Origin of the sequence: Microbacterium marmarense (assembly GCF_037204165.1) — a bacterium.
GTDB lineage: Bacteria > Actinomycetota > Actinomycetes > Actinomycetales > Microbacteriaceae > Microbacterium > Microbacterium marmarense.
Genome location: NZ_JBBDGL010000001.1, coordinates 193,662 through 206,932, shown reverse-complemented (window position 1 = coordinate 206,932; position 13,271 = coordinate 193,662). Strand labels below are relative to the sequence as shown.

The window sequence follows — 13,271 nt, the reverse complement described above, 5'->3', positions numbered from 1 at the left end:
TCAGGAGTCGATCAGGGCGCCGTTGCGCGAGATGGCAACCTGCTCGTCGCGCGGAACAACCTTCACGCGCTCGCGCGAGTGCTGGTGGTTCTCGCCGAGGGTGCGCTCGTGTGCGTCAAGCGCGCGCCAGCCGTCCCATGTTGTGAACGCGACGTCGCGAGAAGCAAGCAGATCGAGCACGTCTTCGCTGTCTGCGGGTGCCTCGAGCAGACCAGCTTGAGCGTCTGAGACCAGGTGCGCGATGGTCTCCATTGCGTCTGACTTGGTGTGGCCGATGAGCCCGACGGGGCCGCGCTTGATCCAACCGGTGGCGTAGAGGCCGCGCACTGCGGTGCCGCCGTCTTCAGCATCCAGTGCCGATGCGATATCGGTCACTCGTCCCTCAACGTTTGGAATGACGCCACGCACCTCGTCGAACGGAACTCCCAAGACGGGCGAGCCGAAGTAGCCGACGGCGCGATAGACCTGATCGATGTCGAAGTCGCGGAACTCGCCGGTGCCGACCACGCTGCCATCGCCAGTCGGTGTGGTGCGCTCAAAGCGCAGGCCCTCAACCTTGGTCTCTCCGACGACTTCGACGGGGGCGTGATAGAAGTGCAGGTGCAGGCGGCGTGACGCTCCGGTTGATTCGCGGGTGCGCCAGCTGTTGAGCACGCGCAGCATGACCTTCATCTGGTTGTTGGCGGGCACAACGCCTTCGAGATGAGCGAAGTCTTCGTCAGAGACGATGATGTCGACGTTGGGCACTTCGCCGAGTTCGCGTAGCTCGATGGGAGTGAACTTGATGTCTGCCGGTCCGCGACGGCCGAACACGTGCACGTCGGTGACCTTCGATGCTTCGAGACCAGCGAGCACGTTGTCAGCGATCTCGGTGGAACGCAGATCTTCGGCGTGCTTGGCAAGCACACGCGCAACGTCGAGCGCGACGTTGCCGTTGCCGATGACCGCCACCTGGGCTCCATCGAGAGTCCAGTTGCGGGGGACGTCGGGGTGTCCGTCGAACCACGCCACGAAGTCGGCGGCGCCGAAGGAGCCTGGCAGGTCGATTCCGGGAATGTTGAGCGCAGCATCCCGAATCGCGCCGGTGGCGAAGACCACAGCGTCGTAGCGCTGCTGCAGTTCTTCGAGTGACACATCGCGACCGACTTCAACGTTGCCGATGAAGCGGATGGTGCGACCCGAGCCTGACTCGTGCTGTGCGTCGAGCATCTCGTGCAGTGAATTGACGATGCCCTTGATGCGGGGGTGATCTGGGGCGACACCGTAACGGATGAGCCCGTAGGGGGCAGGAAGGGATTCGAGCAGGTCGATCGCGACGGTGCCGCCGGCATCGCGCACGGCGTTCGAGAGAATGTTGCCCGCATAGATGCCGGCGGGCCCGGCGCCGATGATCGCGACGCGCAGATTGAGATCAGTCACTGCTTGATGCCTTTCAGGGAGTGCTCCGCGGTGAGACGCGCGGAAAAGTCTTGCGACACCTCGAGTGAGCTGACTGCCCACTCGGCAGGAGCAAGAGGACTCACCCGAACGACGTCGCCGACAACGACGACCGCGGGTGAGCGAATACCTCGCTCGGCGGCTTGTGCCGCGATGGTGCCTAGGGTTCCAATGGTAATCCGCTCGCGCGGACCGTGCGCGTCTTCGATTACCGCAACCGGGCAATCGCTGCCGCGCTCGCCGCGAGCGAGGGTAAGGGCCGAGTGTGCGAGAGTGCCCACGCCCATCAGCAGCAGCACGGTGTGATCGCGTCCGCCAGAGAGCTGTGCGATCTGGTCGTGGCCCGTGATCACGGTGAAGGCAGTGGCAAGGCCACGGTGAGTCACAGGGATGCTGGCCACTGCGGGCGCTGCAATGGCAGAGGTGATTCCCGGAACGACTTCTACTTCGATGCCGGCCCGGCGGCACGCGTCGATCTCTTCACTGCCGCGCCCGAACACGTAGGGATCGCCGCCCTTGAGGCGAACCACGTTCTTACCCTGCACCGCAAGCGTGACGAGCAGCTCGTTGATGTTGTCTTGGGGCACCACGTGGTTGCCGGGCCGCTTGCCCACGTCGATGATCTCGGCGGCGATGACGGTGCCCAGCGCCACGATGCCCTCGAGTACGCTGCGTGCGCCAAGGCGATCGGCAACGATCACGTCGGCCTGCTGCAGTGCGCGCAGACCCTTGAGCGTGAGCAGTTCCGGGTCGCCTGGGCCTGCGCCAACGAGCGATACCTTTCCGTGCGACATGGTGGCTCCTTAGATAAGCGGTGAGCAGAACTAGTTGCGGGTGATGCCAGCGGCGAGGGTTGCGCCCGACGACGGGTGAATCACGAGGAACGATCCGCCGTGGCGGCTCGTTGCGTACGGCTCGAGCGGCAGTTCAGCGGCGAGCCGCAACGTCACCCGCCCGATGTCGTTCGTCTGCAGTGATTCGGTGGGCTGATGGGTGAGCGCGTCCAGGTCGTAGCGGGAGTCAATCTGCGCTACGAGTGCCTGCACGGTCGCGGTGCCGTGCTTGACCAACACACGTGATCCGACGGTGAGCGCGCGTGAATCGAGCTGGAAGAGCTCGGCTTCGACCTCGCGACGGCCCGCGGGCAATGACCCGGATGCTGCGATCAGCGCGCCGCGCGCGCTGTCAACGTCGTCGGCAAGTTCGATCGACACCGACTGTGGCGCTGCGGCGTGATCAACCGAGACTCCCGCGACGCGAATACCGGTGACTGTCGTCTTCGCCCCGGCCGGAAAGACTTCAACCTCATCGCCGACGTGCACTTCACCCGAGGCGATGCGACCGGCTGACGCGCGGTAGTCGCGCAACCGCTCAGCTTCGGCAGCATCCGTCACGAGATTCGGTGCGAGCCCGCCCTGTGGTCGCAACACCATCTGCACCGGAAGGCGAAAAGAGTCCTTCTTCTGGTTGGTGGTGTCAGCCGCGGGCAGGCTCTCTAGCAACTCGAGTAGCGCTGGCCCGGTGTACCAGGGGGTGCGCTCGGAACGATCGACGATGTTGTCGCCCTCAAGTGCAGACACCGGAAGCACATGCAGGTTCAAAATACCCAGCTCGAAGGCTACGCGCTCCGCTTGCGCGGCAACCAGTTCGAAACGCTGCTGCGAGTACTCAACGAGGTCGATCTTGTTGACCGCGATGATCACGTTCGGCACGCGCAGCAACGCGACGACTGCGAGGTGGCGAATCGTCTGTTCGAGCACTCCCTTGCGGCCATCGACAAGCACAATCACGGCGTCAGCGGTGGTGGCGCCGGTGACCATGTTGCGGGTGTACTGCACGTGACCGGGGCAGTCCGCGAGGATGAAGCTGCGATTGCCGGTGGAGAAGTAGCGGTACGCCACGTCGATCGTGATGCCCTGCTCGCGCTCGGCACGGAGGCCATCGGTGAGCAGGGCGAAGTCGAACTCGCCATGAGCGAAGCCTCGGTCGCTCGACGTGCGCGCAACCTGCTCGAGCTGGTCGGCGAGGATCGCCTTCGAGTCGTGCAGCAACCGTCCGACGAGCGTCGATTTGCCGTCGTCGACTGAGCCTGCCGTCGCGAAACGAAACAGCGTTGAGTCTGCGAGTGCGTCAGCCATCAGAAGTACCCATCCTTTTTGCGATCCTCCATGGCGGCCTCGCTGAGGCGGTCATCGGCACGAGTGGCCCCGCGCTCGGTGATGGTCGAGCGCGCGACCTCACCCACGATGGCCGCGAGGTCGGCAGCATCCGATTCCACTGCCCCAGTGCAACTCATATCGCCCACGGTGCGGTAGCGAACCGTGCGCAGCTCGACCCGCTCGTCGGCGCGCGGCGGTGAGAATTCTCCGACCGGGCGCCACATGCCGTCGCGCTGGTAAACCTCGCGAGCGTGGGCGAAGTACAGCGGCGGCAGCTCGATGTTCTCGCGTTCGATATAGCGCCAGATGTCGAGTTCGGTCCAGTTCGAAATGGGAAAGGCGCGCACGTGTTGGCCAGCGGTGTGGCGCCCGTTGTAGAGGCTCCACAGCTCAGGTCGCTGGTTGCGAGGGTCCCACTGGCCGAACTCATCGCGCAGCGAGATGATGCGCTCCTTGGCACGCGCCTTGTCTTCGTCGCGTCGCGCTCCGCCGAAGACAGCGTCGTGGCGGCCGGCGGCGATCGCGTCGAGCAGCGGAACCGTCTGCAAGGGGTTGCGGGTGCCGTCGGAACGCTCGTGCAAGCGGCCGTCGTCGATGTAATCCTGCACGCGGGCGACCTCGAGCTTGACGCCCAGCCGCTCGACCGTGCGATCGCGAAACGCGAGCACCTCGGGAAAGTTGTGCCCGGTGTCTACGTGCAGCACTGGAAAAGGCACGCGGCCCGGGGCGAACGCTTTGGCGGCCAGGTGAAGCACGACCACGGAATCTTTGCCGCCCGAGAACAGCAGTACGGGTCGCTCGAATTCGGCGACGACCTCGCGGATGATGTGGATGGCCTCGGCTTCAAGCAGGTCGAGCGTCGACAGGTGAACGGACCCGGGGGCCAGAGTGTCAATAGTCATACGTGCAACCCGCATTCCGTTTTCGAAAGGCCAGCCCAGCGGCCAGACCGAGGATCTTCACCAGGGGCAACCGCCTTGGTGCATGGCGCGCAGCCGATGGAGGGATAGCCGTTGGTCACCAGCAGATTCACCGGCACCTTGTGCCCGCCGGCGTAGTCGAGCAGGTCGTCGAACGTCCACGAGGCAACCGGGTTGATCTTCACAAGGCCGTTGCGCTCATCCCACTGCACGAGAGGGGTGTTCGCTCGGGTGGGGGCTTCGTCACGGCGCACGCCCGTGAACCAGACTTCGTAGCCGCGCAGCGCATCTTTCAGCGGGGCGACTTTGCGTCGATCGCAGCACAGCGCCGGGTCACGGTCGTGCAGTTTCTCGCCAAACTCAGCATCTTGCTCGGCGACCGTCTGCTCGGGCAACACATCGACGATGCGCACGTCGAGCTCACGACCGACTTCGTCACGGGTGAAGCGCGTTTCGGTGAAGTGGTAGCCGGTGTCTAAGAACAGCACGTCGACGCCGGGCAGGTGCTCTGCAACGAGATGGGGGAGCGCGGCGTCAGCCATCGAGCACGCGACGGCGGCAGCATCCGTGCCGAAATTCTCGGCTACCCACTGCACGACCTGTGCTGGCGTCGCTTCGTCGTCGGATCCGCTGCGGAGTTCTTCGGCGCCTCGCTCGGCGATCGCCTTGAGTTCTTCGGGCGAACGCTTCGTCTCGATGCGCGGCGCGAGAGAGACGGTCATTGCAGTGCCTCTTCTTCGGCGCGGTGAGCCCACTGTGCGAACGTTTCGTCGCTGTCGGCGTCGCGGTCTTCGAGGAAACGCTTGACGACACGGTCGACGTAATCAGCGATGCCGTCTGCGGCAACCTTGAGTCCGCGCACGGTGCGGCCCAGACCAGCCTCGTCGCGGTTGTCAGAGGCGAGACCGCCACCGAGGTGCACCTGGTAGCCGGGAACCTGCTCGCCGTCGATCGTGACGAGCTGGCCCTTCAGCCCGATGTCGGCGGTCTGAATGCGGGCGCATGAGTTGGGGCAGCCGTTGACGTGCAGGCTGATGGGATGGGGCAGGTCGAAAGCGTCGAGGCGCTCTTCGAGGTCAAGCACCGCTGCCGTCGCGAACGCTTTGGTCTCGACGATCGCGAGCTTGCAGAACTCGATGCCCGTGCACGCGATCGTGCCGCGGCGAATCAGGCTCGGGCGCGCCTGCAGGCCGAGGTCGTCGAGTCCTTTGATGAGCGACTCCACACGGTCTTCAGGAATGTCGAGAATGACGATCTTTTGGTGGGGTGTGGTGCGGATGCGGCTGGAGCCGTGGTCTTCCACAAGCTCGGCGAGCTGCGTGAGCATAGGGCCAGAAATACGACCCACGATGGGGGTGGCGCCGATATAGAAGCGACCGTCTTTCTGGCGGTGCACACCCACGTGGTCACCGGCGGTCAGGGGCTTGGGAGCGGGCGGTCCATCGGGAAGTGCGTAGCCGAGGTATTCGTCTTGCAGAATCTGCCGGAACTTCTCGGGACCCCACTCGGCGAGCAGGAACTTGAGGCGAGCCTTGTTGCGAAGTCGGCGGTAGCCGTAGTCGCGAAAGATCTGCGCGACGCCGTGCCACACTTCGGTCACTTCGTCGGGCGTGACGAATGCCCCGAGGCGCTCGCCGAGTCGCGGCGATGCCGAGAGCCCGCCGCCGACCCACAGGTCATAGCCGATGCCGAGGGTGGGGTGCTCGACCGCGACGAATGCCACGTCGTTGATCTCGTGCACCACGTCTTGGCTGGGGTGACCGGTGATCGCGGTCTTGAACTTGCGGGGCAGGTTGGCGAGGGTTTCATCGCCGATGAAACGTGACGTGATGTCGTTGATCTGCGGGGTGGGGTCGATCAGCTCGTCGGCAGCGATTCCGGCAACAGGAGAACCCAGCACCACGCGCGGAACGTCGCCGCACGCCTCGGTGGTGCCCAAGCCGATGGCCTCGAGGCGGCGCCATATTTCTGGCATCGACTCGACTTCAACCCAGTGCAGCTGCACGTTCTGCCGGTCAGTGAGGTCTGCGGTGCCACGGCCGAATTCGGTGGAGATCTCGCCGATTCCCCGCACTTGTTCAGTAGTGAGCTGGCCGCCGTCGATGCGCACGCGCAACATGAAGTACTCGTCTTCGAGCTCGTGCGGTTCAAGAGTCGCGGTGCGGCCACCATCGATGCCCGGCTTGCGTTGAGTGTAAAGACCCCACACGCGAAAGCGCCCGTGAAGATCGGTGGGGTCGATCGATTTGAACCCACCCTTGGAGTAGACGTTCTCGATGCGCTCGCGAACGGCGAGACCGTTGTCGACCTGCTTCCACTCTTCATTGGCGTTGAGCGGTGCTTTGCCGTCGATGTTCCACTGACCGTTCGGCTTCGACGAGGGGCGTCGCGGGCTGCGGGTCTCGGTGTTGCTAGTTGTCATGATGGCCTCCGATGTCCGGGCGTCCCCGGTCGTGAGCATCGATCTGCCCACTCACCGAGAGTAAGAGCGCTCAAGGGAGGTCGGCGCAAGTGACGTCAAGCAGCGTTAAGGGGCGTAACGCTGCGACACAGAAGGTCAGTCGAGAGGCAGCATGCTTCGGTAGCGATCCGCGACAACGGCCACGATCTGGTGAGCGGGCTCGTCGTCGTCGAGCAGCGGCCGAGCGACGGGTGCGCCTTTGGCGAGGCGGGTTGCGAGATCGTGAAAGTATCCGGGCGCGAGCAGATAGTTGGCCACCACGATGCGTTCGGCGCCCGCCTCGCGTGCGGCTTCGATTGCCGTACCGAGACGTGGTTCGGTGGCGGCCAAGAAGCCGACCGTCACATCTTGGTCGAGTCGCTCGCTCAGCATCCGCCCGATGGTTCTGCAGTCATCGTTGGCGCGCTCATCGCTCGAGCCTGCGACGGCAAGCACGATTGCGTCTGCGTGCTCGGGGTTCAGGGGTGCGAGGCGCGCGTTAAGAGCGTCGACGAGGCGCTCGTCTGGTCCGAGCGCTGCGGAGATGGTGACGTTGTCGCGGTGCGCCGACTGTTCCTTCAGGTCGATTCGCACGTGGTAGCCGGCAGAAAGCAACAGCGGAACGATAACGATCGGCTGCTTCTCGTCAATCCCGGCGAGGGATGCAGCCACGTCGGGCTGCTGCACATCGACGTGCCCCAAGCGCACCGTGACGTCAGGCAGCTGTGCAGCAACGGCCGCGCCGAGAGCCTCAACTGCGGCTTGGCCCGCTGGGGAAGCAGTGCCATGCGAAATCGCAACCAGTGCAGGGGTCGTCACTTCTCCATTGTGCCGTGTGTGGTGTGCGGGGGGAGCGTGGGTGTGCGGTGGGCGTGCGGGAGGAGCGTGGGTCTGCGTGTGCGTGCGGGCGGGCGCTTCGTGGCGCATGGTGCGGAGGCGGGTGCGAAACGGCCGGGGGTTTGCGCAACGCGCCGTGTTGCGGGTGCCGTGGGTGGGGTATCGGGGAAGTTCCCGGCCGTTTGGTTGCGCTCGCGCCGTGTTGCGGGTGCTGCGGGGTTAGGCCTCGTGGGTCCCTGTGGCGCGTGCGGGTGGTGCAGCCGGTGGCGCATGGTGCGGAGGCGGGTGCGAAACGGCCGGGGGTTTGCGCGACGCGCCGTGTTGCGGGTGCCGTGGGTGGGGTATCGGGGAAGTTCCCGGCCGTTTGGTTGCGCTCGCGCCGTGTTGCGGGTGCTGCGGGGTTAGGCCTCGTGGGTCCCTGTGGCGCGTGCGGGTGGTGCAGCCGGTGGCGCATGGTGCGGAGGCGGGTGCGAAACGGCCGAGGGTTTGCGCGACGCGCCGTGTTGCGAGTGCCCTGGGTGGGTTATCGGGGAAGTCCCCGGCCGTTTGGGTGGCCGGGGTGGCTGCGTGGCCTGCATGGCTGTGTGGCGGCGTGGCTGGGTGGGGAACTGCTCGTTCTAGACCTCGCCGGTGCCGGGTTTGAACCCGCGGTGCATGTTCGGGCCGTGGTCGTGGTGGATGTTGTGATCGAGCGGCTCGGGGCCGTGGTGGTGGCATGGGCGGTCATCGTGCGACTGCTCACCTTCGCGGTCGGCCTGGTCGCTCGGCGAGTCTGCGCCCTGGGGGCCGGCTTGTCCGCAGCCTGCGCCACCGTGTCCGTGATGGTGCTCACCGTGCCAGCCGTGTCCGTGTTGCCCGTGGCGGCCGTGTCCACGACGGTGTCCGCGGCGTCGCCCGAATCCTCGGCCTCGGAAACCGCGCGATGAGTTTTCGTCCCACCCGAGTTCGCGGGCGATGGATTCCAGCGATGCCAGGGTGGTGGCGAAGTCTTCGGGCGAGACTGAGCCCGCGACGCGGGCGCGGATGCCGCGAACGAGTTCGTCGAGTCGAGCCTTCGTGGCAAGCCCTTCGTCGGTAAGCGACCAAGTGCCGTCACCGCTCTCGTCGGCCCATCCGCGTTTGCGGAGCCGTTGCAGATGCTTGCCTTTTCGAGCGAGTCGCTCTGCGGATCCGGGCATGTCAACGTCGCCGGACAGCGCCGTGAGCAGCATCCACTCACGGCGTGAAACGCCTTCTGCGTCAAGGGTGCTCGCGAATTCATCAGCGATGAGACGGTCGACGACGCGCAACCAGAAGCCGAGCGGTCGAGGGGCCGGTACTGCCCCTTTGGTGGTGTCGTTTTCGGTATTCATGGGGAGTCCTTTCGGGGGCGGCCGTACCGCCGAATATTTACATGTCAGAACGCATGTATATGTACAGTGACATACGAATGTAAAGTATGTCAAGTTGCATGTAAATTAGACGGATGCCGAACAGTCCCGCTGAATCCGCTCAGCACGCCGACGAAATCGCCGCCGCGCTGGCCAGGGTGCGTGGTCGCCGCATGCCACGGCCGCCGTGGGCCAAAGAAGGGCCCGCCCGACACGCAGAACACGATCACACCGGCCGCGGTCACCCGCATTCGCGCGGACGCGGCCTCGGCGGACCCCCATGGGCAGACGGGGCCGGGCGCTTCGGTGGACCGGCTCGGATGCGCCTGCTCGAAGCGCTCGCCGCAGCATCCCACCCTCTCACTATCGGCGAGATCGCCGAAGCCGTCAGCGTGGATCAGCCCCGCGCATCCCGATTGGTGCAGCAGGGCGTCGAGCATGAACTTGTGCGTCGAGAGATAGACCCTCACGACGCACGGCGCAGCCGCGTTGCCCTCACCGAACGTGGGCGCCGCGTCGTGCAGGACTTCACCGGAAACCGGCGAGAGGCGATCGACTCGGCGCTTTCGACCTTCACCGACGCTGAGCGCGCTGACCTCGCCCGGTTGCTGACCAAGCTGGCCGATGGATGGCCGCAGTCTTAGCCACACGCGGGGCGCACGTCCGCACCCACAGGACAACTCGCAATCGCAGCGCGCTCTCAACCACAGTGCACGCCACGACACAAGTTTTCACCTACACCTCCCGCTGGTGAGCGCCAGTCGATAGCGTGTCACCGTGACGGATACCCACACTGATACTGCTCCACCCAGAAATACGACCAGTTCCAGCGGCATTCTGCGCTGGGTGTTCTGGCCCGCGGCCGCCGTCGTATTCGCCTTCAGCGCCTTCGCCTTGATCGCACCCTCGGCCGCCGAAGCGATGTTCGGCGCGATCCAGTCGTCAATCGTCAATGCGTTCAACTGGTACTACGTTGTGCTCGCGGCGTTCTTCGTTGTGTTCGCCCTGACCATGGGTTTCTCTCGCTTCGGCGACATCAAGCTCGGCAAGGATGACGACAAGCCGGAGTTCTCGGTGGGGGCGTGGTTCTCACTGCTCTTCGCCGCCGGAATGGGTATCGGGCTGGTCTTCTACGGAGTGAGCGAGCCACTCAGTCACTATGTGAACCCGCGCCCGGGCGTCTCGGGTCCACCCGACGTGCTCGCGCAGTCTGCGCTCACCCAGACTTACCTGCACTGGGGGGTTCAAGCCTGGTCGATCTATGTTGTCGTCGGCCTTGCTCTTGCCTACGCGATTCATCGCCGTGGTCGGCCGATCTCGATTCGCTGGACGCTCGAGCCGATTCTCGGCGAGAAGCGAGTGCTCGGGGGCTGGGGTCACGCGATCGATGTGATCGCGCTCGTCGGCACGCTCTTCGGTGTTGCCACCTCGCTTGGACTCGGCGTGATGCAGATCAGCGCCGGCCTTGAGTCCGCTGGACTTGCTGAGCCATCGACGGGACTGCAAGTCGCGATCATTGGCGTGATCACCTTCTTCGTGCTCATGTCGGTGCTGTCGGGCGTCACAAAGGGCATGAAATGGCTTTCGTCGACCAACCTCATCTTGGCTGGGCTGCTGCTTGCCTACATTCTGATCTTCGGTCAGACCGAGTTCTTGTTGCGCGAGTGGGTGCAGTCGATCGGCGGATACATTCAGAACTTCGTCGGCTTGTCGTTCAATACGAGCGCCTTCCAGGGCGAAGAGGGCGAAGCGTGGCAAGCCGCGTGGACCTCGTTCTACTGGGGTTGGTGGATCTCGTGGGCGCCCTTCGTCGGAATCTTCATCGCCCGCATCTCAAAGGGCCGCTCGGTGCGAGAGTTCGTGCTCGGCGTGATCATCGTTCCCACCTTGCTGGGAATTCTGTGGTTCGCCGTGCTCGGCGGCTCGGCGCTCTACCTGGAAATGAACGACCCAGGCTCGATGACCTTGCCCGATGGATCGGTCGATCTTGAGGGCTCGATCTTTCAGCTGCTGACATTCTTCCCCGGCGCCTCGGTGCTCACCATCGGTGTGATTCTGCTGATCTCGATCTTCTTCATCACTTCGTCAGACTCTGGAGCGCTCGTGATGGGAATGATCGCAACCGGTGGCAATCAAGAACCAGCCAAGTGGGTGCGCACATTCTTCACGCTGGTCACCGCCATCCTCGCGGTGTCGCTGCTGATCACGGGAGGTCTGACCGCCATCCAGACGGCGGCAATCACGATTGCGCTGCCATTCAGCGTGGTCATGCTGCTGATCTGCTGGGCGACGGTGGTTGCCTTCCGCCGTGAGCGGCATGCGTACGACCTCGCCAAACGCGCGGCCTTCGTTGAACGCATCGGCGACTACTACGGGCTCGAGGTCGAAGAGGCCGACCGGCAGGGCATTCGCTTTCCGAAGTGGCTCGGCCGGCGCCCGCTCAGGCCCCGAGACCTCGAGGTCGACGAGGCGTCGAAGATAGTCGCTGCCACCGATTCCAATGAGGCAGTTCCCGGCTCAGTGCCCGAGCCCACGGCCTCTTCGAAGGATCAACCCGGCGACCTCTGAGTGGGCTAGGCGCGCAGTTTGTTCTGTGTTGCCTTGACCGGCAGCAGCATGAGCAGGCCTGCCAAGAGCACCAGCATGATGCCCAAGATGCCGAAGTAGGCCTCTCCTGAGATGCCAACGAACAGCGCAAACATGGCGGGCGCGAGGAACGACACCGCGCGGCCCGTGGTCGCGTAGAGGCCGAACACTTCTCCCTCGCGCCCCGGCGGAATGAGTCGCGCAAGAAAGGTTCGGGATGCTGACTGTGCCGGCCCGACGAAGAGAGTGAGCGCCAAGCCGGCGGTCCAGAACACGATGGCTCCACCGTCGTGCAGGAAGAACACGAGCGATCCCGACACGATCAGACCGATGAGTGCGGCAACGATGACCGGTTTCGCGCCGAGGCGATCGTCGAGCGCGCCAACGGCAATGGTGGAGATGCCCGCGACGACGTTGGCAGCAATGGCGAAGATGATTACTTCACCGGGAGAGAATCCGAAGACAGATGCCGCGAGCACACCGCCGAAGGTGAACACGCCGGCGAGCCCGTCGCGAAATACTGCGCTCGCGAGCAGGAACCACACCGTCTGGCGGCTCTCACGCCAAAGGCGCGCGATGTCTCGACCTAGTCGCGCGTATGAAGCGAAGAAGCTTACTTTCTCGCGCTTGACGCCCACGCCCTTGTACTCGGGAACGAACAGGAGCACGGGAATCGCGAAGATGCCGAACCAGATCGCAGAGGTCAGCACGGTTGCGCGAACGTCCATGCCGTTCTCGCTTGTGATGCCCAACAGGCCCACCTCAGGCGAGATGAAGCCGAAGTAGACGATGAGAAGCAGGACGATGCCGCCGACGTAGCCCAGGCCCCAACCGAACCCGCTCACTCGTCCGATCGACCGCGGGGTCGAAACCTGTAGGAGCATCGCGTTGTAGTTGACGCCCGCGAATTCGAAGAAGACGTTGCCGACGGCCAACAGCGCGAGACCGAGCCAGAGGAAAGAGGGATCGGGCTGAACGAAGAACATTGCCGCGGTCAGTGCCACCACTATGTACGTATTGACGGCGAGCCAGAGCTTGCGACGCCCGGAAGTGTCGGAGCGTTGCCCGGTGACCGGCGCGAGCACGGCAATCAGCAGACCGGCGCCCGCGAGCGCCCAGCCGAGCTGCGCTTCGATTGTTCCGGCCGGCCCGAAGCTCGAGCTTGTCAGATAGACGGTGAAGACGAACGAGGTGACGACGGCGTTGAAAGCGGCCGAGCCCCAGTCCCACAGGCCCCAGGAGAACACCATCTTCTTGCTCGTTCGAGCCGGCCCCTCGGTGGCGACGGCCGCGGCCATTGCGTCAGTAGGGGTCACGCCCTTGAAATCGGGCAGTGACGAATCGGGGCGTTCGGGCGCACTCATGTGCACACGCTATTGCTCCGTGGTGAACAAGCGGTAGCCTGCGGAACACTTTCGTGACCATTTCTGAAAAGTTGATATGAGTCGTATCAATTTCATTTGACACCTTGGGGTACCCCGGCTAGCCTTGAGCCATCACGACTCAACTATTTACAGAGTCG

Annotated in this window: 11 protein-coding genes; 2 read left to right on the top strand and 9 right to left on the bottom strand. The window is 64.4% G+C overall.

Features of this window, described 5'->3' with window-relative positions; genetic code table 11:
• The 8 genes from WDU96_RS00890 to WDU96_RS00855 form a co-directional block, all read right to left on the bottom strand.
• Positions 1-1,419 carry an FAD-dependent oxidoreductase gene (locus WDU96_RS00890; protein ID WP_337336602.1) on the bottom strand — a complete coding sequence of 473 codons (1,419 nt, stop codon included), beginning with the start codon at positions 1,417-1,419 and terminating at the stop codon, positions 1-3.
• Positions 1,416-2,231 carry a uroporphyrinogen-III C-methyltransferase gene (cobA, locus tag WDU96_RS00885; protein WP_337336601.1) on the bottom strand — a complete coding sequence of 272 codons (816 nt, stop codon included), beginning with the start codon at positions 2,229-2,231 and terminating at the stop codon, positions 1,416-1,418. Before cobA ends, WDU96_RS00890 begins: the two co-directional genes overlap by 4 nt.
• A 30-nt stretch (positions 2,232-2,261) precedes the next feature.
• Positions 2,262-3,575, bottom strand: a complete 1,314-nt coding sequence (locus tag WDU96_RS00880; RefSeq protein WP_337336600.1) for a sulfate adenylyltransferase subunit 1 — start codon at positions 3,573-3,575, stop codon at positions 2,262-2,264.
• A complete protein-coding gene (cysD, locus tag WDU96_RS00875) occupies positions 3,575-4,498 on the bottom strand; it encodes a sulfate adenylyltransferase subunit CysD (protein WP_337336599.1) in 924 nt (307 codons plus the stop codon). Before cysD ends, WDU96_RS00880 begins: the two co-directional genes overlap by 1 nt.
• Positions 4,495-5,238 (bottom strand): phosphoadenylyl-sulfate reductase, encoded by a 744-nt coding sequence (locus WDU96_RS00870; protein WP_337336598.1) that lies wholly within the window; start codon positions 5,236-5,238, stop codon positions 4,495-4,497. The genes cysD and WDU96_RS00870 overlap by 4 nt, the downstream gene beginning before the upstream one ends.
• Entirely contained in the window at positions 5,235-6,938 is a 1,704-nt protein-coding gene (locus WDU96_RS00865) for a nitrite/sulfite reductase (RefSeq protein ID WP_337336597.1), read from the bottom strand. The genes WDU96_RS00870 and WDU96_RS00865 overlap by 4 nt, the downstream gene beginning before the upstream one ends.
• 135 nt (positions 6,939-7,073) lie before the next feature.
• Complete coding sequence (locus tag WDU96_RS00860; RefSeq protein ID WP_337336596.1) at positions 7,074-7,775, bottom strand: sirohydrochlorin chelatase; 702 nt, start codon at positions 7,773-7,775, stop codon at positions 7,074-7,076.
• A gap of 635 nt (positions 7,776-8,410) precedes the next feature.
• Entirely contained in the window at positions 8,411-9,145 is a 735-nt protein-coding gene (locus tag WDU96_RS00855; RefSeq protein WP_337336595.1) for a MarR family winged helix-turn-helix transcriptional regulator, read from the bottom strand.
• Positions 9,146-9,258: 113 nt separating this feature from the next.
• Between WDU96_RS00855 and WDU96_RS00850 the strand changes: the two genes are divergently transcribed.
• Both WDU96_RS00850 and WDU96_RS00845 read left to right on the top strand, forming a co-directional pair.
• Positions 9,259-9,807, top strand: coding sequence for a MarR family winged helix-turn-helix transcriptional regulator (locus WDU96_RS00850; RefSeq protein WP_337336594.1), 549 nt, complete (start codon positions 9,259-9,261; stop codon positions 9,805-9,807).
• Between the two features lie 133 nt (positions 9,808-9,940).
• A complete protein-coding gene (locus WDU96_RS00845) occupies positions 9,941-11,731 on the top strand; it encodes a BCCT family transporter (RefSeq protein ID WP_337336593.1) in 1,791 nt (596 codons plus the stop codon).
• A 5-nt stretch (positions 11,732-11,736) separates the two neighbouring features.
• On the opposite strand, the gene WDU96_RS00840 is transcribed toward WDU96_RS00845, so the two are convergent.
• Positions 11,737-13,113 carry an MFS transporter gene (locus WDU96_RS00840; protein ID WP_337336592.1) on the bottom strand — a complete coding sequence of 459 codons (1,377 nt, stop codon included), beginning with the start codon at positions 13,111-13,113 and terminating at the stop codon, positions 11,737-11,739.
• Between the last annotated feature and the right edge of the window lie 158 nt (positions 13,114-13,271).